The sequence below is a fragment of the Exiguobacterium acetylicum DSM 20416 genome (assembly GCF_000702605.1).
GTDB lineage: Bacteria > Bacillota > Bacilli > Exiguobacteriales > Exiguobacteriaceae > Exiguobacterium_A > Exiguobacterium_A acetylicum.
Map to the genome: position 1 here is coordinate 71207 of NZ_JNIR01000003.1, position 23212 is coordinate 94418.

Sequence of the window (23212 nt, forward strand, 5' to 3'; positions counted from 1 at the left end):
ATCACATGTGTTACATCATGGTGAAGTGGGGTATTTTAATGACCAATTTCTAGTTGCTCCTCTTCTATCAATTCTTCTTTCATTGTGAGGTGACGATATGCGAGGACGGTTCCAGTAATCCCTAGACTAATGATGAGAAAAATGGAATCTCCGATAAGTGCATATAACGCATCGAACACAAAATTTCCAACTGGAATAAATAGAATGGCGATTGTGAAGATAATGCTGAATACTCGTCCAATATACTCCGGTGCTGTGTGTTGTTGAATGTAGGAAACAAACTGAATATTAAACAGTGCAAGACCTATACCGTAGCAAGCAGTTCCCATCAACATGATCAATGGATTTAGATGTAGTGTTACAATCAAAAAAGTTAACAAAATACCTATAGCCGGTATGAGCAAGTAATTGCCAATCGAATGTGCAGAAAGACCTATCTTTAATCGTTGGCATAGAATTGCTCCTAAGATTCCACCAATCGCTTGTGCTGTTAATAGCCACCCGTACAGATTTTCAAGAAAGACATATTGTTTCGCAACGAACGGTAGCAACAACAGATAACCTGCAATAAAAAAATTAGCACCCGAGGCAAGAAGAAGGATCGCAAAGATCCGCTTCTCACGTCGTACATATTTCCATCCTTCTACAAGCTCTTGCTTAAACTCTTCGATCGCTCCATCAAAAGTTGCCTTCTGATCAGCCCCTTCGTTCTCTTCAATAGGGGATCCTTCTATCGCAAAGAAGCTCTGTAATGCTGCTGAGAGGAAAAATGAAATTGCGTTAATTAAGAAAGCGAGCTGAATACCACCGACACCGATCAACAATACACCCAGTGCCGGTCCAGCAATTTTTACAACTTCTCCTAATCCGTTAAATAATGCATTAGCCGATGGAATTTCCTTCTTCTCAAACAATTGGACGACGATGGCTTTTGAAGTTGGTGCATAGATTGAATACGTGACGGCAAGCATCGTATTTACAATCAATAATAGAACCAGCCCCGATGATCCTCCCGCAAAAAAAATATAACGCAAGTGCACCGATACCACTGATAATGTCTGTTCCAATTAACAGCTTCCTTCGATCGTAGCGGTCGGCGAAAACTCCACCGATCATATTGAATAAACTACTGACCAGCGTCTCAATGGAAAGGACGACTGCGAGAAACGTCGCACTTGTACTGATACTCGCTATCCACCATTTGATCGCATACTCAAAAATGACATCGCCTAGATGAGTTGATGAAGAGGCTGTCGCCATTAGCCATTTATTTCGATTTGTTTTCATGATGAATTACACCACCTAGTCTAGTAATGAATTCTTCCGATAAAATAGGTTGGCTGAGTGGTACGATGATCAATTGCTTTCCTGTATAGAAGATGGATGCATAGAGTTTATGAGTCGAGAAATTCTGAAGGATAGCGTGAGAAGCTTTGAGTTCCTCTAGCATTGCCGGAATTTCTTGTTCTCGAATCGCACCAAGAAAGCTCGAGCTAACTTTCAAATTATCATCCAGATCGTGTTCAAACGTACGATGCATGTCTTGGACACGTGGATAATCACGATACAAGAGATGATTAAAATTGATTCCAGACTCGAACTGTTTATACCAGCCGTCAAACTTCTCGTTGAAAGTCTCAAATGATTCTCCGCGCTCAAGGCAAAGCGGAATGGTAGTATGGACATCTCCAACGACTCCCTTAATGTCGAGACCGTCAAATGATCGTAAGTCAACAATAGTCGATCCGCTCATCTGTTGTCGTGATTGTCCAGCTGCTAAAGCACCTAAGATGATGTAATTGGCATAAGCGATGTATTCTTCTGGTGTGTCTCGCTTAAGCTGGAACGATAGGTAGCGGACCGGTCGACCTTCATTGACGTCAAACACGTCACTTGTGACATCGGAGAATCCAGCACGACTCACTTGCTCGATTTCTAATTCTGCTCGATTTCTATTTGCATCGATGTAGTGAATGTAATCCCAGTAATCGATAGTTAGAGGAAGCAGTGTCTTGCCTTGAAGCAACGCGGAAAGATCTTGCTTTAAGATGTTCATCGATGCCTGGTCCGCGATATGATGATTGATGAACAATTCGACACGATTCGTAGATACATCATGAACGAAATATGCCATTAGGTTTTCTAAGTAGTGTTGTTTCATACGGTCTATCCAGTTCTGCCGTTGCTCCTCAGTAACTCTTGGAACAGATAACAGACGGAATGACGCCGTTTCTTCATGTACGGAAAATTGTAGACGATCCTCTTGTACCGTTAAAAAGCTTCGTAACATGGGATGACGTGCAATTAAAGTATTAATTGATTCCTGCAATTGTGTACGATCGCATCTTTCAGGTATCGAGACGACTTCGTGCAGCACCTGTCGGAACCCATCGACATGATAACTCTTTTGCAGATAAAATGTTTCTTTCAGTTCTGTTGTCGCTTGTTCGTATCGTGCTCGATTCGCCAACATGTTGTCTTCGACGATCCCATTCCAATAGGATTCATCTACTTCAATGATGTTCTTCACCGGTTCTTCTTCTCGCGACAATTGTGTCTGAACTTGACGAAGCGTCGGATACATCACTACAAAATCATCTACTAGCGTTACATTGAAGTGGTCCTCTAATAAGAGGAGAAGATCAAGCTGATCCAGCGAGTCTAAATGTAATTCATGGATGAGGTTCATATCAGGTGTGACAGGACGACCGTAGTGGTCCGAAATACGCGCTACAAGTTGATCTATCTCTTGATTTGATTGCTTCTCAATGAGATTTCCTAACTCCTTCGTCTCAATGAATGACTCGAGATAACGACGATCTAGTTTTCGGTTAGCCGTTATTTTGAATTCTGGTACGGTTACGTACATGCTCGGAATCATATACGATGGAATTCGTTTCTTCAATTCTTCTTTTAATATTTGCGTATCTTCTACCGTGAATGCATGTGTATCACTAAAGACGACGAGTCGATTTGCTAAATATAATGTTTCAAAGGTATCTGTCGGATGAATCGAATGAAGTGCCGCGTTGATTTCTCCAAGCTCGACTCGAATTCCGTTCACCTGCACTTGATCATCTTGTCTTCCTTCGTAAAAGATGATGTCGTTTTCATCCTTACGTCCATGATCTCCTGTCGCGTAATAGCGTGCGCCATCGATGGTCAAGAATTTTTCTTCGGTCAATGATGGATTTCCCAAATAACCACGACTCACGCCGTTTCCTCCAATTAATATCTCCCCAGTAGTATCGTTCAATTGTCCTTGTTCATCACGAAATACAATAGAAGCACCATCAAGCACTTTTCCAATTGGTATCTCATCATTTGTCCCTTTATCAATCTTTAAACAAGTTGCGTAAACGGTTGTTTCCGTCGGTCCATAAAGATTATAGACATCGACATTTGGAAAATGTGTATGCAATTTTTGGACGAGTGGTACACCGAGCGCTTCTCCCGCTAATAGTACTTTACGTAAAGTAGACAGCTTTATGCGTTCATTTTCACGGTTCAAGATTTGCGTACAAGCAGATGGTGACAAAGCGATATGCGTCACGTCATAACGGTTAACGAAGTTTGGCAACTCCTTAATCTTTTGGATATTCGAATAGGCCGGGAAACAAACGACTCGTCCCTGTCCGTACAGGAATGCCAACATTTCATGGAGGACTACATCGAATGCAGGTGGCGTCGAGACGAGAAAACGATCGTTCTCCCCAAAAGGGATGATCTGTTCTAACGTACGCAGTAACCAATCCAAATTGGTGTGTGTTACTTCTACTTTTTTCGGTTCGCCAGTGCTACCGGACGTCATTAGAATATATGCAACATCTGTTCCCGTCACGTTAACATCATGTTCCATTCGTTCTTTAGAAAAAATGACTTGCGGCATATCATATTCTTCTGGTAGTCCGTCCGTCCAGATCGACTCACAGTGAAGCGTGGACATGAGTTGACGGATTTTCGGTGCAGGAGTCTGTGGATTCAACGGAACATATACTTTCCCTGCTTTCCAACATGCCAGCATACTGAATATCGATTGAATGTTATCGGTCGTGTAGACCGGGATATACTGTTGCGTCATAAATGATTTCTCAAGTTGACGTGCCATCGCATTAGAACGTACTCGGATATCTTCCAAAGTATATGTTGCGCCTTCTGTCAATAATACTTCCTTCATTGGAGTTTGTTTTGTGATCTTAGTTAATGTTTCCAATAGGGGTGATCGGAGTGAAGTGATTGTCATATTGATATCCTCTTTTCTGTTTTTCAACTGGTAATACATGCATAAGTGGATTCTTCATTTTCTCTAGTCCATAGATAGCAGATAATTTTTCGGCATATCCTCGATCAATTCGACCGACAAACTCGTCATCGAAGATTGCCCGTGCAAAGCGTTGCAGCTCTTCTGCGGAGTGGTTGTCAAACAACTGCTTCATACTGATGGAGCCAAATAGATAGTCGAGTCCAACTCTTGTTTCTGCTGTTACGTCCTCTTCTACAGCCATTCCGAGCGTTCGATAAATCAGATGCACACGTTGACATTTCAGACAACGTCCACAATCTTTCCCATCTTGCAACGGTGACCAACAAGATGACATGTTACGTAAACCTACTTCACCATGAAGGTGTCGATGAATGTCGTAAATAGCGATCGAACTAATGGATGCGATAGGTGAAAAAATCTCGAAAGTTTTGAATCCAAGTGCGTGCATCAAATCTTGAAAATTAAAAAGCGACTGATAGGTCTCACTACAGACGTACTCTTCGATCGGATATCCATCTGTACGAAAGACATGACGATTCAGTACGTCCCAAGGTAATCCTACTGCAAGATGTTTTGCAGGAATCTCTGCATCGACATATGGAGCAGCGAACACGGCATGCAGATCTTCCTCTTGATAGTAAGGAACGTTCTCAACTTCAAACATTGATCGCGTCGAATGCCGACTATATTCTTTTTCGTCTTTGATGTTTACAGCTAAGTGATAATCAGACTCAAATAACTCATCATCAAAATCGATTTTAAAAAGACGTAACTGTTCGAAGTCTGATTCGATTAACTCTCTAACAAGCGTAGAATCCTTTCCTCCTGTGAATCCAAGGAAGCAACTCGATTGTTCTAGCTCCCGCGGCTGCATCATCTCATGTTCGATCATCTTGAAATGTACCTGCTCGTTTATGACTTTTAATCCATGATATAGAATAGTCTGCTGTTTAAATCGCTTCAGCTCTTTCAACAAATAAGCTCTTGAGACTGGTTGCATGACGGACTAAATCCGTATTTCTTTTACTCCGAGGAGATCCATCAATGCAAACCGACAAAGCGTTGTTTGAATAAGATGAAGGGAATTGATTGAGTTAATCTGACGTTTCGACTTGAATGTATACTCTGCGAACAACCGTCCTTCATACTTCGCCTGCCATGTACATGTATCTGAGGTTATTACGACACGAAGATCAACCATGGCGAACTCCATCGATATAACGGAAAGCGTCGTCCGTAGCAATCAAAGCAATATTTTTTCCTTTAAGATCATATTTCTCGATATAGTCTTGAATGGCACTCGTCATAAACCCTGTAGCCTCTCCTACGAGCACACCCTCTTCCGTCTCAAGGCGCTTCTGCATCGTACGCATCTGTTGATCCGTGTATTGAATAACATCATCGAAACGATACGTCGGATTCAAGTTTTCAGGTACAAAACAATCACTTAATGCCTCGACACCGTGATCAACATATACTGATTCATATTCATGGTAATAACCATGTAATAGTCCGCCGACTGGCTCGACACCGATAACACGAGTCGATTTTTGATGTTTTTTGTAAAAGTTCAAAATTCCTTGTGCAGTTCCCCCGCTACCAACGCCGACGAAGAGATAATCTAAAACGATTTCCTTTTCAATCATATGATTTTCTAGTTCTGGCGCGGTCGTTTGCTCATGAACGCATACGTTCTGCTCATTATTAAATTGATTTAATAAAATACTAGAAGTAGTTTTCTCATGAAAACGATTAGATTCGTATACCCATCCTCCTGGTTCAGTCGACACGTCACCATCGCAAGTAATAACATTCCCTCCAAAGTGCTTGATCAAAGCGATTTTGATGGGAGCGATATCTGGTGAAGCAAAAATCGTACACTTTTGCTGGAACACTGAACACAAGTAAGCCAGACTAATACCTGCGTTCCCACTTGATGGAAGAATAAAGTGCAAAGATTCTTCCTTTCCTGTCTTTAAATATGGCTCCATCATCGCGTAGACAGCTCGATCTTTAACAGATCCTGTAGGGTTATGTGACTCCAGTTTTAGATAGATGTTATTTGTTTTTGAAAAGCGCTGACTGAGTTGTATAACTGGCGTTTTGCCAATATGAAAAGGTAGAACTCGAACCTCATGTTTTTGAAGCTGAATTTCGGCATCTTGCTTTAATAATGAAACCATTTCGTAATTCCTCCACAAATCATTCTTACTCGAGTAGAAGTTGATGAATTCATATCTGTACCTTAGCATCGGAATCTTTTAACCAATAGACGTAAATGGAGGTAAATAATTAACTTTTTCATTTACATGGAGTAAATACGTATTAACGTCTTATGCGACTAAACATTAACTCGCATAATCAACATATAGACTACAAAAAAGGAGACAATCACTCATGAAATCACTGAAAAAAGTTTTTGTTCGCACACTTGTAACCGCAACATTAGTAGGTATCCTCGCTTCACTGCCTCAAACATCAGTTTCAACTAAGGCCGCAGACCTCAATTTACCTGAGCCACGTTCTAGTAAATTAGAACGATAAAATTTTAAAAGTACAAAAAACTTCATCGCACTATACCGATAAAAACGATATAGCGCGATGAAGTTTTTTCATTTTACATTAAGACGATTCATCACTATAAAAATCATTAACACAAAGGGACTTCACACAAGTGAGCAAAGTATTAAACAGGGAACAGAGCGGTAATTTTGCTGAATCATTAGTATTTTACAAGCTATTATCATTAGGGTATGTAGTAAAATTTGCTACCAAAAATCAACGTGGTTATGACTTAACAATTGAAAGACAAAATAATCAAATTAATAAAATCGAAGTAAAGCATATTCAATATACTGGTTCATCAAGCAGTGACAGCTTTAAGTTATCTAGAAACCAAGCAGAAAACAAAGCCTTTGATTTTTTAATTTTAGTCATAAGTGACTGTAGTAAAAATCAACGCATTTCAAAGATAAATTTTTACGTTTTTACTTATCCGGAGATTAATTCAATTCTTGATTCTAAAAATAAAGCATATAAAAATTCAAAATCAAGTATCCCAAGAAACTACACTTTTAACCTGAATAGTAAGGGTGACTCATTAGCGGGTAACTCACTAAAAAAGCACTTTAGTCATTGGGGAAAAATATAAGAGAATTTCTGTTATGGAATAGAATATATTTTTAATTAATAGCATTCACCGAAGCTTTTTTGTACTTTAGTTATTAAACGCCATAAGGAGTGTTTCTAAAATGTTCGAACATGTTTGGGTACCTATAATTGTATTACCATTCGCCTTGCTACTTATTAATAGATTTACTTATTTGTTTGATCTTGAATGGGATAAATTTACTATAACTAAATTCGATAAAGTAAAATACAGATTAGTTGATTCACTTTTATTATCATTACTTTTTTTGTAGCGATTGGAATTACTGTTGTTAAAACTGAGAATATTGATCTACTTAAACTATTTAAGAGTGATCCTAAAAACTCAATTACTTATGCAACACTCATAGCATCTTTAATTTATGTTTCAATTTGCAATTATGCAATGTTACGTATCTATTCTATTTTTATAAAGTCGAAAAATAATATAAAAATTCTACTTCCGAATAATGAAGGTATTGAAGAAGAGTATAACTTTATTAAGGGCATAGATGGTTCATTCCATTTATTTAAAGATACGTATGGAGTTAATAAAACCATAATCAAACAGGGTAAAGCATTAATTGAAGAATCTACTATCAAATACAAAATTGCAAGTTCGAGAAGTAAAATTGACTTACTCATTCTAAATCGACTAACTGGAATTAAAAATAATTTAAATTATGAGATAAATAGTGTAAGAAAAAAATAACTCACTATGCGATATCAATTATATTCTTTGTGATTATGTTATTCTCTGTTGATGATAGCTGGGAAACCATCTTTAACTTCTGGTTCATTTGGATAATATGGCTATTTTTAATTTATCTTACGGTTGAGTTATTATCCGTTTTTTTCATTCCTATAATGGTGAATAAATTTAATGAATATACACTTTATTTTTTATACGGAATAAGAATTGAGTCTAAAAAAGAAGTTAAGCAGAGAGATCCAGGGGCCGTACTCTAACATAATTTTTATGATGATTTTTAATTCGTATATTCATGATATGCTAAAGTTAAATAATTATTTATAAGAGCGAGGTAAGTCTATTGTCTAATGAAATGAAGAATAAATCTTTCCGCCTTTCTGAAGAAGTTACAGAAAAAATTGGTGAATTAATAAAAGGACGCCAGATTACAACCAATCAGCTATTCGAAGAGTTTATTGTACTAGCCGAACAAAAGGAAATTGATCCCAAACTCAGTGAAGAGGATGCTGTATTAGAAGCATCACTTAAGCAGATCACTCTTCTCTTTCAAGAACGTGCAGCACGTCTTGAAACATTCCAACATGAAAATCAACGCATCCAATCTCGTCATCTAGACACAGTCACTAAGTTAGAGTCCGAAGTGCTCCAAGCTAAAGACGACTTAGAAGCAGAGTATTTAGAAAAAGTCTCTTTCCACCAGCAAGAACTTCAAGACATGAAAGCAAAACTGGAACAGACAGAAAATGAATTAGTTCACATAAGACAACAACAGGAAAAACGAGAAGTATCTAACAAGGAAGAAATCACGTCATTAAAACGAGAAGTCTTTCATTTGGAAGGAAACATCACTAAACTTGAGGAAGAACGCGATCAATTGTATCGCCAAAACAAAGCCTTAACTGATCGAATCGATGAACTGAAAGCACGTACCGAGCGTTCCGAACAGTTAGAAGAAGATAATCGAAAATTGTCGTTAGCGTTGACCATTGCCCAGCGTGATCAAGAATCGTTTGAACGTCGACTTCACGAACAAGTTGAGCTAGCTGTTTTACGAGAGCGTACACAGACATCTCTCGATAGTGAAAATTAGTAATCCATTAAGCTGGAATTATCAAAAGACCGTTCTACTAAGATGTAGAACGGTCTTTGTTATCCAATTACGTGCGTAAGTATTGTTCTAATGCAGCTCGAATAATTTGATCGGGCTTTATCCCCTGATCTTGCGCTCGTTTTTTCAGAGTTTGGTACAATGGATCATTTTTGTCGGAAAAATCTACATGCACACGTGCTGGTTTTGGCTGTACAGGAGTTGCATCAATCACGTTTTGTTCTTTCCGTTCATTCAACATCTTTTTCACTTCACGTAATTGCTCACGTGTCATTTCATAGACCGTGAACTCCCCATCGTTTGTCTTATACTTTCGTTCTTCGAGCAATGCGACTTTTGGGTCTTCTGGCCATGTCAGTAATTCAGCTAACTTAGAAGCACTGAAGTCCTGTTGAATCGCCTTGTCTAAGATCGTTGGTCCAAATACATTCCAGAATGAAATAAACCGATTGACTTGAGGATGAGACATTCCGATTCGATTTAAAAATGATTTCCAACTTCCTTGTTCTTGCTGAAACGCTTCTTTAGTTTCAGCATCACGAAATACTTCATTCGCATGTGCTAGAATACGACACTTCTCAACAAAACTTGTCGCTTGGATTGTATCAATGTGATTGTAATATTGAATAATACCTTCCATGTCTTCTGGAAGCCGTTTTGATAGCACACGTGATAAACCGACAGCCGGAAGCGACTGGTACGGATTTGACATCGCAGGCGCAGCAAACTTTTTCACCGCTTCGACTTGCTCTTCTCGTAACGCTTCTGTGCTCTCTTCTTGAACAGGTTTTTCAGCTACTGTGCTCTGAAAGCTTTTGAACGTTGCTTGTCCTTTTTTACGTCGACTGCTCATAGTGAGAGTACCTCCTCTGCTAGCTGTAAGTAGGCATCTGTCGCTGGACTTTTATGGTCAATGACAGGACGTGCTTCTCGTTGTAAGGATTGGATTTTTACAATGTATGGGATTGTCGTTAGTACAGGAATTCCAACTTCTTCCCCTAACTCCTTTAACTCGTCTACAGTCGTCATATCTCCTTTAGAGCGGGCATTCACCATTGTTGGAATAAACGCTGAGATATGAATATCTTCCTTGTATCCGTGTCTCATTTCTTCCAATTCTTCTGGAGCTGTATAGACAGCATCCATCGAGAACTTCTGCATCTGTACCGGCATGACAATCCGGTCTTGCGCAACAAGAGCACAACGAGCGTATGGGTTTAAAGCGGACGTTGATCCCGGGCAATCAATCAAACAAATATCAAATAAGTCTTCAAGTCGCGCTAGTTCTTCAATCAAGCGGTATTCATATCCCATCTGACTCGTCAGTCCGGTAGGAGAAGCAGAGCGACGCGTTGGTACTAAGTGAATCGTTCCTAGTTCATAATCACAGGTAACAATCACTTGTTCAATCGGTGCGTACAACGGATCGTATTCTTCAATCAGACAATCAAGGAGCACTTTTCCATCGTAATCATCGGTTAAGCCTAGTCCGTTTGTCGTCGATGCTTGGTCATCTGCATCAATGACTAGAACGCGCAATCCTTGGCGAGCATATGCGTGGGCTAGATTAATTGTGGTCGTTGATTTTCCGACGCCACCCTTTCGATTATATAAGGCAATTTTTTTCACTGTTCCTTCTCTCCTTCCACGATCTCACTCTGATCTTCAATAATGTTTCGCTGAATTGTCTCTTCGATCATCTTTGAAATGTATTCACTAATGCTGAGTCCTTTAGCACGGGCTAACACATGAATCTGTTCTGATGTTTCTGTAGGAACTCGTGTAGAAAGGACGGTCGATGTCACTTCCGGTTGTTGAAACGATTTGACTTTTACTTTAGGTGTCGTTGATCGAGCAGCACGGATTTCTCGTACTGTCGCACTGTCTAATGACTTCCGTCCTTCTTCTACAGGTAAACCATTTAAAACAACGTCTTCTGGATCATCGACATACATCAGTTCGAATACTTTGGAAGCCGGTAACGTTTGGAGTTGTTCTTCAAATGGTTCTAGGGTGTCAAACGCTTTAACATATCGGGAGGCAAGTGAATTTGACATGTTGACGACTTCTAAAAACGTGCGCCATTCTTGTTGATCGTGCATTTCAGATTTAGCAATCGACAAGCGCTTACCAATCTCGAAAACAGAGATCGTTTGAATCTTCGCTAATTCTTTAATCTCGACTGCGAGATTTTCTAAATCGCGGGAAACCGGTAACTTCTGAACGACAGAACTCAGATCAGTCAATCCACTCCGATAAGGATGTTGGTCTTGTGGTCTTACTTTATGAATTTGTTTATTCCGCGCTTTCATGTTTCGGACCTCCTGTCATCAAAAGTGCTAGCTCACGAAACGGCTGTGCCAGTTCCATGCCTTCTTTCGACTTGTACTGTAAAACACTCTTTCCGCTATCTGCTGCCTTCTCAATAAAAGCAGCACGTCGTACAGAAGGCAGCACATGTAATTGTTCTGTTGTTGCCATCTGCTCCATCGCCTCTGCGTATTCGCGATCCCCTTTTAAACCAAGATCAATTGCGACTGGCATAATGCCTGTTAGCTCTAGCGAAGCATTATAGTACTTCTTCACTTGTCGAATCGTTCGAACCGTACTTCCTAACTGATCAAAAACGAGCTTTTTCGGCATGAATGGAATAACAACCTCGTCTGCGCACGATAAAACTACTTTCGATAATTCATTGATTGAAGGAACTGAATCAAGAATGATCCAATCAAACTCATGGGCAAGAGGAGATAGTAAATCTTTTAATAGAAAAATCTTATCTTGTTCAGAAATTAAATTGATTAAACGTGCATTTCGTTCATTGGAGGGAAGAAGACTAATGTTGTGTTTTTCATCATCAAATAAGATCTCTTCAATCGCTAATCCTTTTGCTTGGACGTCGTACAGCGTCATGTATTGAATCGTGTCCGACTCTTTCAGCATTAACTTACTTAATGATCCCTGCGGATCTAAGTCAACGAGAAGCGTCCGATACCCGAGTTCACCAAGCGCATGACCCATATTGAGCGAACAGGTTGTCTTACCGGATCCTCCTTTTGATATGTAAAACGTCATAATATTCATTATCTCTCCCCTTTCTTCATTCATCATGGCACATGGATGTCATAATTTCAATGATTATCAGAACTCAAAACATAAATATGAGAATAATTTTATGTATACATTATTAAATACGCTGTAAACATTTCGACATCGAAATGTTTACAGCGTATTTAATCTTTCCTAAGTAGATGTTTTTGTCTACGTTTTTAAAAGGTTTCTCTATATTTTAATTTTATTCTTTATCATAATAAGCCGTGATCTACCAGATTATTATCATTCAACACATTGGAAGAGATTAAAAAGATTAATAAAGAATTAATAAGAATTGGAAAAAGACTTCACCGCCTTAATCCTGCAATACCAACAAAAATAAGACATTTTGCGATTCGGGAAACGAACAGCACAATTTGCAGAAATTCAAAGAGTGTTGTTTTTTGTGAATGCATTCAATGATTTCGTTCAGAATCAGTTGAATATGCAACTCGAGAAACTGGTTTTTTAACTACAGAATTTGTTTTTTTTCCTAAATAGTATGGCATATTGATATTGTCTTTGAATGGATTAATAAAATGAGTAGCATGACGATGAATTCGATCAAAAAGACTTAAAATGGCGCGGCTTTGTTGTCTTTTCACGATTATTTTCAAAAAAAAGCATGACAAATAGACCATCATGCAATGGCCAATTTTTCCGATACGACTCGGAGTCGTTCGTTTAGATAGAGGATTGGTGATTCAAAGAAGAGGCGATAGAGTTCTGCATCTTCGAGACGGTCCCCGTATTGGTAAAAATCGTTTCGAATCGAACGAATGACTTCATCACAGGCAGCAAATCCGTACGTATCACTCAACGACTGCAGCGATGTTTGCGGAACTTCCAGTGCATCAAAATCTACGTAGTCACGAGCGACTTCTCGAAGATCGAACCAACTGATCAACGTACGCGCCCGTTCCGCTTCCCGGATACGCTTACTGTTGATCTGGTCTTCGAGTTTCACGTGAAACATTAAAGGACGTGTTACGGTATGTATGCGCTTTTTAAGCGAGACATTCTCTTTAACAGCAGATAAGAAATCTTTCGTGTTCTCAACCAAATGCACATTAAAGAACTGCGATAGTTGATCGAGCATCCCTTTTACAGCCAAGCGATGTCCACAGTAACGCGGTAGGAATCCGCGTACTTCATCATAGGTTAAAGTTGCCTTCTCCTGAGACTGGACATTCACGTCCCGCTCTACTTGTACAAGAGCACGTAACGCGACGCGAAGGATATTCACATGCTCAATATCCATCAGTTGGCGCACCATTTCACACCAAAGAGACGTATAACCGGTCTTCGATGTATACGTACCACCTTCTTCAAAAAGATCACGGTAGTTTTCAAGATAATCTACGAGTTCAATGGTGACGACTCCAGAGAAATGAATCGAGTAGCGAATAAGTCCAACTGATTCAAAAAGGCGTAGGTTATTGTGTAACGATCGAACGGAAGTACGCGCATAGTGAGCCAATGCTTCACTTTCCATCAATGAGAGAACACCTTGATCATCGCAATGCGATAAAAGCGTCAACAAATGACGAATACGAGATTTTGTCCATTTCAATGCCAAGAAAGGTCCTGGAATGTTATAGTGATGCTGTTCATATAAGAAACTGTCTTGACGTTTTGTCCAACGTGTTAAGCCGCTCATTGCGATCAGTAATTTATTGGCGACCAATACGTGACGATTTTCATGTTGAAATGACATACCTACACCTCCCCTACTCTGAACTGTTATTACTAGTATCCTGTTCAGAAAAGGAACTGTCAAAACGCGTTTTCGGTACGGTCAAAAACGACCAATGGTCTACAAACGTTGATATGAAGCCGTTTTAAAGTACAAAAAAGATGTCATTTCAGTACGGTCAAAAACGACCAGAATCTCTGAAATCCTTATATGATGCGCTTTCTAGAGGTTTATCTCGAGTAAATTCATACATATAGCGATGCAATATGTCATTCTGGTACGGTATTTAACGACCAAATGATTAAAAATGTCATTTCAGTACGGTATAAAGCGACTAAAATGTCCAAAAGTGTCGTTTGAGTACGGTATATGACGACCAAATGGATAAGATAGTCGCTTTAAAATAATTTTTAAAAAGTTTTGTAAAGTGCAAAATAGTCATTCTGGTACGGGAGACAACGACCAAAACCACAAAACTGTTGTTTTGGTACGGTGATCGACGACCTAAATCGATGAAGTGTTGTTTCGGTACGGTCAAATCCGACAAAAATGCTAAAAATATAAGAAAAAATGCTGTTTCAGTACGTTAAATATCGTCTGAATTTAAAAAATGGTCGTTTTCCGACACGATTCGACATGTATGATTAATAGATATTCTGGAGAACGAGACAACCAAGTATACGTGAGTTCTTACAACAAGAAGAAAAATAGAAAAATTAAAAAGAACATATGTTCCTATTTTGTGTTTGTTACTTCAAATACAAACATCCATGTTGGTACTACACTACAAATCTTTTGATATGATAGTTTATATAAATATATGATTGTGATTAGCGAAGTGTACATGAGCATGGCTGAGTGCTTGATGCTGATTATTTTTGATTATTGTATTGCTGTTAAAACGATCATAAAGCGACCTTATTTTTCAATGGAAACATGACACGATAGCTAATCTCGATTTAGTAGGACAAAGACAATGTAGGTTAGGCATATGAAGAAAAACGCTTATTTACTATCATATAGTTTCAAGGAAAATCATAACTAGTATTCAAAAGAGCGTACGAGATTCATGATCTCATACGCTCTTTTATTTGAATCTATGAAGAATGGAAGAAGACTACTTTCTATTGATCTGCTTGATATTCCTTATAGGAGAAGGGCATTGCGGCGATCATCATGTTCCCAGCGTTCCAAGGGATGGAAGAATAAGAAATAGTAGTCACCGGACCGATGCCAATCTTGAATGATAAAATCAAGTTCTTTGATACGATCCAAGTTAGTTTCAAGCTCTTTCAAGTTTTCTGCTTTTCGACTCTTATTAAATCGAATTGAGTGTGTAAACTGACGCCAATGCCGTTTCGCGGGCATTGCTTCGTTTAACTGATAAGAGTTAAGTCGTTCCTTTTGAAGTACAAAGGATAAATGATACGCGAACGTTCCTTTTAACCGCTCAATCTGTTCTCCATAGATACTGATGATCTGTTGTTTTAATAAATCATCATAGACTTCCTCTGAGACAGTGACAGTGATTTGCGTGTCCCGCTTAACAGAAGAAGCATTACTAATTTTAACAGAGGAGAAGAGACCGAAGATCGAGAGGTCCCCTTCCTCATTTCTAACAGCTACGCGATAATAACCGAGTTTTACAAGACGTTGAGTTGTGAGGGTGTAGCTTTTCCCGCTATCGTTTCCATAAATCTTTTTGACAAGTTTTGAGATTGGGAAGACGATCTTTCGACTCGTTTGAAATGTTACATCGCGATATGACAGAATTTCGTTAAAAGCCTCAAAATCACGAGCATCAAGATCCGGGACTTTTCCGTCGAGTTCTGCAAGAAACTCGTTACTGACGAGAACCGATAAATTCGCCGGGATACCTTGTTTGTATTTAGGAACGACAGCGGAGAAGTCGTGGAGATCAAGAGATAAGTCCGTCAACATACTTTCTCCTTGATTGAACTTTTCCGTCGTATTTTTCATGCGATCAGCGATTCCAAAGAACGGTACCGTAATCGAGGTAGAAGTGGCAACGTGTGCTTTTGGTTGCGCACGTTTCAATTCCTTCGCAACCTCGCCAATAACCATTAAAATATCGGTCCGCATTGTTGTCATTTGCTGATTCTTCGTTTTTTGTCCCCAATGCGGATACGTATGAATCAGTAAGTTATTATTTTCAGCCCATTCTTCAAGTTCTTGTATGTGTTCCTGCATCAATTTTTCAACGCTATTAGCGGAGAACTTTCGCTGGAAACCTTCTTTTCCCGCAATATCCCAATACTCAAGGTACATTTTATGAAGTCCTCGTAGTTCTTTCATCGGACCTTTATTCTCAACATAGTTTTTAACGGCTGCTCGTACCCAGCGCCGTTTTAATTTCTTAAAGGAATAATAACGAAGCTTGGTATAAACATCTTCTTCATTTTGAAATTCATAAAATTCTTCATAAAGTTGATTGACATAGGCTTCGACATCAATGATATCGATGGAGATTAGTTGTTCGGTAACATCGTTCTCGAGCAGTGTCTTTGCTGCTTGAGAGACAACAAGTTGTCTATGTTGGACGGATGAGGTAGAGTCCATAATGCACGCCCCCTTAATTCGATATAGCTAGCATAGCATGTCTGAAGAGGAGTGGGGAAATTAGATAAAAAGTGTGCGCCGGCGCACACTTTTTGAAAAAAGATATTGATCTAGATTTATCTTGCAATAGTTAAACTTTAGAGTATTTGGCTGTTATCAATCACGAAGACTTTTCTCGTTATGAACGATTATATTAACTGAAATAAGAAAGTATCTGTGATATCCTCCAGTGTAGAAATTCTTTTCAATGGAAGTTGACCCGCTAAACCATGCATCCGTTCCTCATTCCCAGCCCACCAACGCATGGCGAGCGATCCCGGAGAGATACAATTAACGCGAATGTCAGGTGCGAGTGAGATAGCAAGTGAGCGTGTCATCGTATGAATGGCCGACTTAGTGGCTGCATAAGGAATGGAAGAACCGATACCGTTCCCTCCCGCTACGCTCTCAAGGTTAATGATAGCACCTGCGGATTGTTTTTTCATATGTAGTACGACTGCCTTCACACAGTGGAAGATGCCCTTTACGTTAACAGCAAAGAGAGAATCCCATATCTCTCCCGTCACTTCGTCCAGTTCATTCATAGGAATCTGATACGTGATGCTTGCGTTGTTCACCAGAAAATCAATTTTTTCAAACACCATGAAGGTATGGGTGACCATATCCTGAACCTCGTGTTCTATTGAGACATCTGCTCGAAATGGAATTGCTACACCACCATCGTTCCTAATTTTTTCTACGACCTCTAGCGCTCCTTCTTCAGACTGGCTGTAATTAGCGATAACCTTTACTCCTTCTGCGGCTAAACAGATCGCTGTCGCACGACCTATACCGGATCCAGCTCCTGTCACTATGGCTACTTTATCCTTCAAATTCATTTACAATCTTCCTCTCATTCGATGTGATTGATATATTGATTTTCAAGCATGTAGTAGATCTACATTCGATTTCGAGAGCAGCTGAGAAGTTGGATTATGTTCAATCGAACGTCAGTCAGCGGATGAAGATTCTTGAAGACGAGCTAGGTGCTCGTTTATTGATTTGGAATAATCGTGGAGTGAAATTGACGGAAGAAGGGACTACGCTGTGCAAATATGCTGAGGACATTCTGAAGAGGATGCAGGATGCAAAATCGGCAATCAATAAAAATAAATGGAAAGAATACTTGGCGATAGGTGCAACACAGACTGTATCAGCAGCGATGCTTCCAAAACTCTTTTTGCTCTTCATGAAAGAAAACAATGACATTGATATGTCGATGAAGACACAAGACAAGCAACGATTGCAGGAAATGCTCTTCTATGGTGAAATTGACGGCGTGTTTGTCAACGGATTATTCGACGAAGAACGCTTTGAGTCCGTACATAGTTTAACTGAAGATATAGTAATCTTTTCAAATCAGGACTTCAAGTTTATAGAAGATGGATGCCCGACGCTCATCGTCAATAGTGACACTACGTGTACGTACCGGAACAAAACATTCGAAGTCGCCAAGGACAAGGGATATACGGATCCTAAAATAATGGAGTTCGATATACTCGAGTCCATTTTAAGTGCTGTAGAGTCAGGAATGGGCATGAGTGTCGTACCGAAGCGGATTTTAGATAATCGAAAAACGATGCAGGGAATCATCCAATCTGATTTACCTATGCCTGTTCGAATAGAATTCATAGTTATCCTGAAAAGGAAACGTAGCAAAAGTCTGCAGAAGTTCATTCGCTTTATAAAATCATTATCTCTGAACGTATGAGACTAAGGTATGATCATGTAACATAGAGAACAATTTAAAATTGAAATTCAAAACTAAGCATAAGAAAGGTAAGTCTTCCTCAAAAGTGAAAGTGAAATAACAAAAAGTATGCGCCGGCGCATACTTTTTGTTATTTCACGTACCATAGTAAACATAAAAAATTGATTTACCACGAGGAATAGCTGATGTTTAATTTAACCTTCGAAAAGAAACGAATAGTCATTAATATATCATTTATTCTTTAATTGACTGGAGTGAAGAGGTTAAAGATCATCATCACGATGTTCATAAAATATGATGAGAAAAGTTCAAGGACGGTACATATGAATTAAAAACCTTGAATGGATAAAGAGGTTTCACGTGAAACAAGATAATATTAACTCTAATACACATTTTTTAATGAGATGATTTGATCGTTTGAAGAACGAAGTGGATTGATGGAAGGTGAATGAAAGGGTCATCCGATTGGCTACTTGAGACATAATTCATGAGTCTTTCAGGATTACCATAAATTATGTAATAAAAAAGTGTGCGCCAGCGCACACTTTTTGGAATGAATAAGACAACAAATTGATAGAGATAAAGCGGTAGAGATTTGATCTGAAACCTCTTCAATAGAGAACGTATGATTGATATCTTCTGTGGTTTTATTCATCGTATATCAATTTTAAATTGTGTACATAAAATAAAGTTAAATTAGAATAAAAAAGGCATTTGTGTAGTTCAAATACGAAGGAGAGTTTGTTACTGACGTCAGTTCCAATCACATGCATTTCCATCGTTATCGCGGTCTAAATCATGAGGATCAACTGCCGGACCACCGGCAGCTAGATAAAAATCTTGAGCGGCTTGGGCGCTGGAAAAATCACCACAGTCGCGATCTGCTCCAGAAGGATCGTATTCAAGATCAGTTGCTACTTCTGTATCTGCTTCATCTACGTATTCCTCATCAGAGATACTCTCATCTTCATCTATCATTTCGCTACTTGCTAAAGAGGCTCTGAGTTCATCAATGTTCTCTTCTGCAGCAATGCGTTTCGTCTCTTCTTTTTTAAGTTCACTCTCTAAAGCAGCACGTTTATCTGCTTCTTCCTTGTAGCTTTCAACTGTTTGCAAACGTAATTCTTTTTCTCGTGCTAACTCCTCTTTCAATTTTTTCGTTTCTTGTTGTTGCTCTTTTAGTTTAAGTTGCGTGTCCTTTAAAGACGTTTGTAACTCCTTTGACTCTACCTTTAAAGAATCCAACATCTTTATTTCCTCAGTAGAAGACCCGGCTTCTATTTTTTGAGACTCATTTATTCTGTCTACCATATAGATAGAAATTGCAAAAGCAATGAATACGCCTAGCCAAACGACAAAGGTTGCGTACTTCACTGGATTTCGAAGCCTTGGTTTAAAGTAAAAGTATAGACCAATTGCTGAGATCAATAAGCCAATGAGACTCCAAAAGGTGATAGTGAAGAGTAAAAGATAGACAATAGCAATCATGACGAGAAATAATACTTTTCGGATGTTCATAAGTTCAGCTCCTTTAAAAATATTTGTATTTGTATTGTACATATTTACAAGAAAAAATAGATTAGAAATTTATAGTTCTTCTCTAAAAAATCACTTGTAACGCTCGAGTACTAATTTAAATAAAAATTTAAGCCATTACTGATCAAACATAGTTGATAGCTTTTAAAAGAATAGACTTACACCAATCAACGCGACTTAAAAATAATCAGAAAAGCCTATATGTCGTAGTCGAGACATAAAGGAATGTTTATCAGAAAATTGGGGATGACGCGGTAGAGAAAAAAATGATTCATTACCTTGATAATGAGACAGGCTTTTAACGTATCAAAGCACTTACTCTTACGCAGTTGAGAAGAACTTCAATGCTAGTATGGTAAAGAAAATGAATCGTCGATTGATTTGGTACGTTTTTATTCAAAAAATAATAAAAGCATCAAATAGAGCACGTATGACTTTCCGAAGAAACAAATCAAGTCATCAATAAGAAGAGGGAAGACGATATACTTACGGCTTAATTGGTCCCATACAATGATTACACAAGATAAGTTTTACTTATATTGCAAACATCAATGATTCGAACTTCTAGGTCACGTAATCGATCTGCAAAATCAAATCGCTCGTATATTAAGACATCATCAAAGAAAAAAATGATAATTAGGATTGTCTAGTACAAGATATGACCGTAACAAAGCAATCTGGAAAAGTAATGAATCTATTTTTATGCTGCATATTTTTAGAAAACTATTATCGAATCAATTTCATCATCAGTGACAGGTGTTCACTAGAGCACTAAAGTGAAGGTAACTTAAATAGAATCACTAGGGGTGTTATTTAACTGAGATGAGTAGCTACTCAAACCCTTTGAACCTGAACTAGGTAGTACTAGCGTAGGGAAGTGTAAACTCTGATGAACAAGCGGAGACGATGATGTCGTTCTTTGCTATGTGATTATTTAGACGTGTGCAATAGATTTAAAGTGGTGATAGTTACTATAAAAGCAAGAATGCGGTAGAAAAGCTTATGAGTGAATTTCGTACAGAAAATGCTATTACCTTATATGCAAATGTACGAAGCAGGAAGATGTCGAGAGCATGATGCAATCCGCAACAGCACACTATGGTCAAATCGATGTTGTCGTGAATATTGAGTTAGTAGACTTCAAATTTGATCCGGTTGCTCAAAAATCGTTTATCGACTTGCAATGGAAAGATTATCAAAAGAAACTGAATGAAACATTAAAAGCGGCTTTTCACATCATCCAAAGTGTCTTGCCACAATTCATGGAACGAAACAGTGGTGGCATCATCAGAATCGGAACAAGGACATTGGATGTGATGTATTTACCTTTAATGAATGTCTTTAATTCTTTTCTCGAGAGTCCCCAGTGGTTTACGGCTTCCATATGACTTACTAGGATTTTGGCTTTTAGAGCGGCTTTGTACACCTTCTAGGAATTGATTCTGTCCTCCGTTCAAAATAAAAATCTCTGGTTTACACGTATCGATATTTTTTCACTTCCGAATACCAAACGGTATCACCTGCTACATATAAAGTTTTTTCTTTGGGATGCTGAAAGATAACGCCCATGACATTTCCCATTTTCTTTGCCATCTTTCCGTAGCCATAACGACCATCTACTTCCGTCAGTTTGACGCCTTTAAAGATCGTCGCTTGGCCTTCTTTCATGACTTCGATATTTGTAAAGGCTGTTTTTCGTGCCATATCTGCATCTTTTTTATCTTGCATTAACATTTTGATGTCTTTTGGAATTTGTTCTTTTTGCTGCTTGATCAAAGTAATCTTCATGTGTGTGGGTAATGATGACAGCGTCTACGTCATCCATAATCTTATCCACAGAGAATGGAAGGTCGACTACTGGATTTCGATCATCCCTTGTAGCGGGATCGAACGAATCAAATTCGTCCTTTTTAGAAAACATGGGATCTACTAAGAATTTTCGTCCTTTGTATCCAACTGTCACGATCGCATTTCGAATTTGTTGGACCACCACGTCCTGTTTTTTCGGTTGTAATGGATTATTGTGAAGATCCGCAAGCGGCTAATACACCGCTCAATGTGAGTGTGGTTAGAATTGCAGCTTTTTTTAATTTCGTCATTGATAAAGCACTCCTTTGTGAATAGCTGATTTTTTATTGAGTAGGTAGTATCTATCCTATGAGTCGTTTGATCCCCCTTTTATTTTTGAATAGAAAAAAGCTTGATCCTGTTTATTCGCTATGAAATTTAGTATATGGTCAGTATAAGAAATCAAACAAGTATGTACTTTTTTTGCACATAATATCAGAAAGAATAGTGTTACTATGAAAACTTCAAAAGGGAATGTAGCTTATAATCAGGAAACGTTTTTTGGTTATACGCTTTCTCTTATCAATGGAAAATGGAAATTGAGGTGCAGTTATGGAAATGAAGCAGGTAGTGAATGGTTTATCTGAAATAATGGTGGAACATTGGAATACATTGAAGGAAGCTTTGTACAGTGGAGAAACAGAAGGGCTTTCATTAGAAGAAATAATTGAAAAATATACTTTTTTCAAAGTTTTTGATGATGTAGTTAATTCTATGGCATCACAATTCGAAATTTCAATTAAGGATTTAGGAAAGATTTATAGGGGCGTTGGGGTAAATGAGAAGATTGAATTAGATTTCTATCAAAGAATGATTCCTCATCTTGATTATGTGACAAATCATAATAGAATGAACCCTCCAGGTAAAGCATTTATATATTTAGGGGTAATTCCTGTTAGGAAGGGAAGATCTGAGGAAGCGGAAAAAAAGTTTATTTTAAGAACGATAGAAGCAGAACTGAGAGTTGAAAAAGGTGACTTTTATACAAGTGCGCGATTTGAATCCAATAGTGACAACAATATTTTCAATCTGGTAGGAGATTCAAGTCTGCCGATGGATATATATGATTTTGCTAGAATTTTAAAGAAAAAATCAACTGAGGAAAGAAGTCGAATTACTGCATTATTTTACTTTAACTTATTTAATAATGACCAGATATTTAAGCCTGTTCATAGTACAGAACATGATGTAAGAGCAAGGGAGTACGCCCCTTTTCAACTTTTAGCTAAATACTTTATGAGCAAAGGGTATGCAGGAATAAAATATAGAAGTACTGTACATAGAGAAGGAACGAATGTAGTAATATTCAATCCGAAAAACGTTAAATTAGTAGAATCTTCAATGGAGAAAATTGTTCGTTAAATATGAATAATTTAATTGGAAAGAAGCTGACATATAAAAGACGCCACTCTTCTTCATATTTTCAATGATCTTAAATATTTTCTGCTAAGGCATTAAATCTATATTAGTTAACATAT

At 38.4% G+C, this 23212-nt stretch carries 18 protein-coding genes, 2 pseudogenes and 1 riboswitch; of the genes and pseudogenes, 7 read left to right on the plus strand and 13 right to left on the minus strand.

Annotated elements, in window-relative coordinates; genetic code table 11:
* Positions 1 to 35: 35 nt before the first annotated feature.
* From P401_RS0117235 to P401_RS0117255, 4 genes and pseudogenes are all read right to left on the minus strand, one after another.
* Positions 36 to 1287 (minus strand): annotated as a pseudogene (locus P401_RS0117235) (MFS transporter).
* Positions 1268 to 4282: an AMP-binding protein gene (locus P401_RS0117240; protein WP_081834798.1), complete on the minus strand. Its 3015-nt coding sequence runs from the start codon at positions 4280 to 4282 to the stop codon at positions 1268 to 1270. The pseudogene P401_RS0117235 and the gene P401_RS0117240 overlap by 20 nt, the downstream one beginning before the upstream one ends.
* A complete protein-coding gene (locus P401_RS0117245; RefSeq protein ID WP_152548225.1) occupies positions 4197 to 5264 on the minus strand; it encodes a hypothetical protein in 1068 nt (355 codons plus the stop codon). The genes P401_RS0117240 and P401_RS0117245 overlap by 86 nt, the downstream gene beginning before the upstream one ends.
* A gap of 193 nt (positions 5265 to 5457) precedes the next feature.
* Complete coding sequence (locus P401_RS0117255) at positions 5458 to 6447, minus strand: pyridoxal-phosphate dependent enzyme (RefSeq protein ID WP_029343465.1); 990 nt, start codon at positions 6445 to 6447, stop codon at positions 5458 to 5460.
* Between the two features lie 214 nt (positions 6448 to 6661).
* On the opposite strand from P401_RS0117255, the gene P401_RS18635 reads away from it, so the two are divergent.
* The 4 genes from P401_RS18635 (at position 6662) to P401_RS0117275 (ending at position 9213) form a co-directional block, all read left to right on the plus strand.
* Positions 6662 to 6808 carry a hypothetical protein gene (locus P401_RS18635; RefSeq protein ID WP_160171477.1) on the plus strand — a complete coding sequence of 49 codons (147 nt, stop codon included), beginning with the start codon at positions 6662 to 6664 and terminating at the stop codon, positions 6806 to 6808.
* Positions 6809 to 6938: 130 nt separating this feature from the next.
* Positions 6939 to 7415 carry a protein NO VEIN domain-containing protein gene (locus P401_RS0117260; protein ID WP_051656380.1) on the plus strand — a complete coding sequence of 159 codons (477 nt, stop codon included), beginning with the start codon at positions 6939 to 6941 and terminating at the stop codon, positions 7413 to 7415.
* A 402-nt stretch (positions 7416 to 7817) separates the two neighbouring features.
* Complete coding sequence (locus P401_RS0117270) at positions 7818 to 8123, plus strand: hypothetical protein (protein ID WP_029343467.1); 306 nt, start codon at positions 7818 to 7820, stop codon at positions 8121 to 8123.
* Positions 8124 to 8463: 340 nt separating this feature from the next.
* A complete protein-coding gene (locus P401_RS0117275; protein ID WP_152548226.1) occupies positions 8464 to 9213 on the plus strand; it encodes a hypothetical protein in 750 nt (249 codons plus the stop codon).
* A 67-nt stretch (positions 9214 to 9280) separates the two neighbouring features.
* Here the strand turns inward: P401_RS0117275 and P401_RS0117280 are convergent, their stop codons facing one another.
* The 7 genes from P401_RS0117280 to P401_RS17980 all read right to left on the minus strand — a co-directional run bounded on the left by P401_RS0117280 (position 9281) and on the right by P401_RS17980 (position 17478).
* Positions 9281 to 10084, minus strand: coding sequence for a hypothetical protein (locus P401_RS0117280; protein ID WP_029343469.1), 804 nt, complete (start codon positions 10082 to 10084; stop codon positions 9281 to 9283).
* Positions 10081 to 10860, minus strand: a complete 780-nt coding sequence (locus P401_RS0117285; protein ID WP_029343471.1) for a ParA family protein — start codon at positions 10858 to 10860, stop codon at positions 10081 to 10083. The genes P401_RS0117280 and P401_RS0117285 overlap by 4 nt, the downstream gene beginning before the upstream one ends.
* Entirely contained in the window at positions 10857 to 11543 is a 687-nt protein-coding gene (locus P401_RS0117290; protein WP_029343472.1) for a DUF3102 domain-containing protein, read from the minus strand. Before P401_RS0117290 ends, P401_RS0117285 begins: the two co-directional genes overlap by 4 nt.
* The gene (locus P401_RS0117295; protein ID WP_160171478.1) at positions 11527 to 12315 is read right to left on the minus strand and encodes a ParA family protein; all 789 of its coding nucleotides are present in this window, start codon (positions 12313 to 12315) and stop codon (positions 11527 to 11529) included. Before P401_RS0117295 ends, P401_RS0117290 begins: the two co-directional genes overlap by 17 nt.
* A 649-nt stretch (positions 12316 to 12964) precedes the next feature.
* Positions 12965 to 14041 (minus strand): hypothetical protein, encoded by a 1077-nt coding sequence (locus P401_RS0117300; RefSeq protein WP_029343474.1) that lies wholly within the window; start codon positions 14039 to 14041, stop codon positions 12965 to 12967.
* Between the two features lie 1125 nt (positions 14042 to 15166).
* Positions 15167 to 16600, minus strand: a complete 1434-nt coding sequence (locus P401_RS0117305; RefSeq protein ID WP_029343475.1) for a hypothetical protein — start codon at positions 16598 to 16600, stop codon at positions 15167 to 15169.
* Positions 16601 to 16788: 188 nt separating this feature from the next.
* Positions 16789 to 17478: an SDR family NAD(P)-dependent oxidoreductase gene (locus P401_RS17980; RefSeq protein WP_051656381.1), complete on the minus strand. Its 690-nt coding sequence runs from the start codon at positions 17476 to 17478 to the stop codon at positions 16789 to 16791.
* A 23-nt stretch (positions 17479 to 17501) separates the two neighbouring features.
* On the opposite strand from P401_RS17980, the gene P401_RS0117315 reads away from it, so the two are divergent.
* A complete protein-coding gene (locus tag P401_RS0117315) occupies positions 17502 to 18350 on the plus strand; it encodes a LysR family transcriptional regulator (protein ID WP_029343476.1) in 849 nt (282 codons plus the stop codon).
* 753 nt (positions 18351 to 19103) lie between these two features.
* Here P401_RS0117315 and P401_RS0117320 read toward each other — a convergent pair.
* Entirely contained in the window at positions 19104 to 19868 is a 765-nt protein-coding gene (locus tag P401_RS0117320; RefSeq protein WP_029343477.1) for a hypothetical protein, read from the minus strand.
* 810 nt (positions 19869 to 20678) lie between these two features.
* A riboswitch (TPP riboswitch) is annotated at positions 20679 to 20779 on the plus strand.
* 183 nt (positions 20780 to 20962) lie between these two features.
* Between P401_RS0117320 and P401_RS19195 the strand changes: the two genes are divergently transcribed.
* A complete protein-coding gene (locus tag P401_RS19195; RefSeq protein WP_236627156.1) occupies positions 20963 to 21274 on the plus strand; it encodes a hypothetical protein in 312 nt (103 codons plus the stop codon).
* On the opposite strand, the pseudogene P401_RS17990 reads toward P401_RS19195, so the two are convergent.
* Positions 21181 to 21879, minus strand: a pseudogene (locus P401_RS17990) (MBL fold metallo-hydrolase); the annotation flags it as partial. The gene P401_RS19195 and the pseudogene P401_RS17990 overlap by 94 nt on opposite strands.
* Positions 21880 to 22286: 407 nt before the next feature.
* Here P401_RS17990 and P401_RS0117335 point away from each other — a divergent pair.
* Entirely contained in the window at positions 22287 to 23096 is an 810-nt protein-coding gene (locus P401_RS0117335) for an RES family NAD+ phosphorylase (RefSeq protein WP_029343478.1), read from the plus strand.
* The last annotated feature ends 116 nt before the right edge of the window (positions 23097 to 23212 follow it).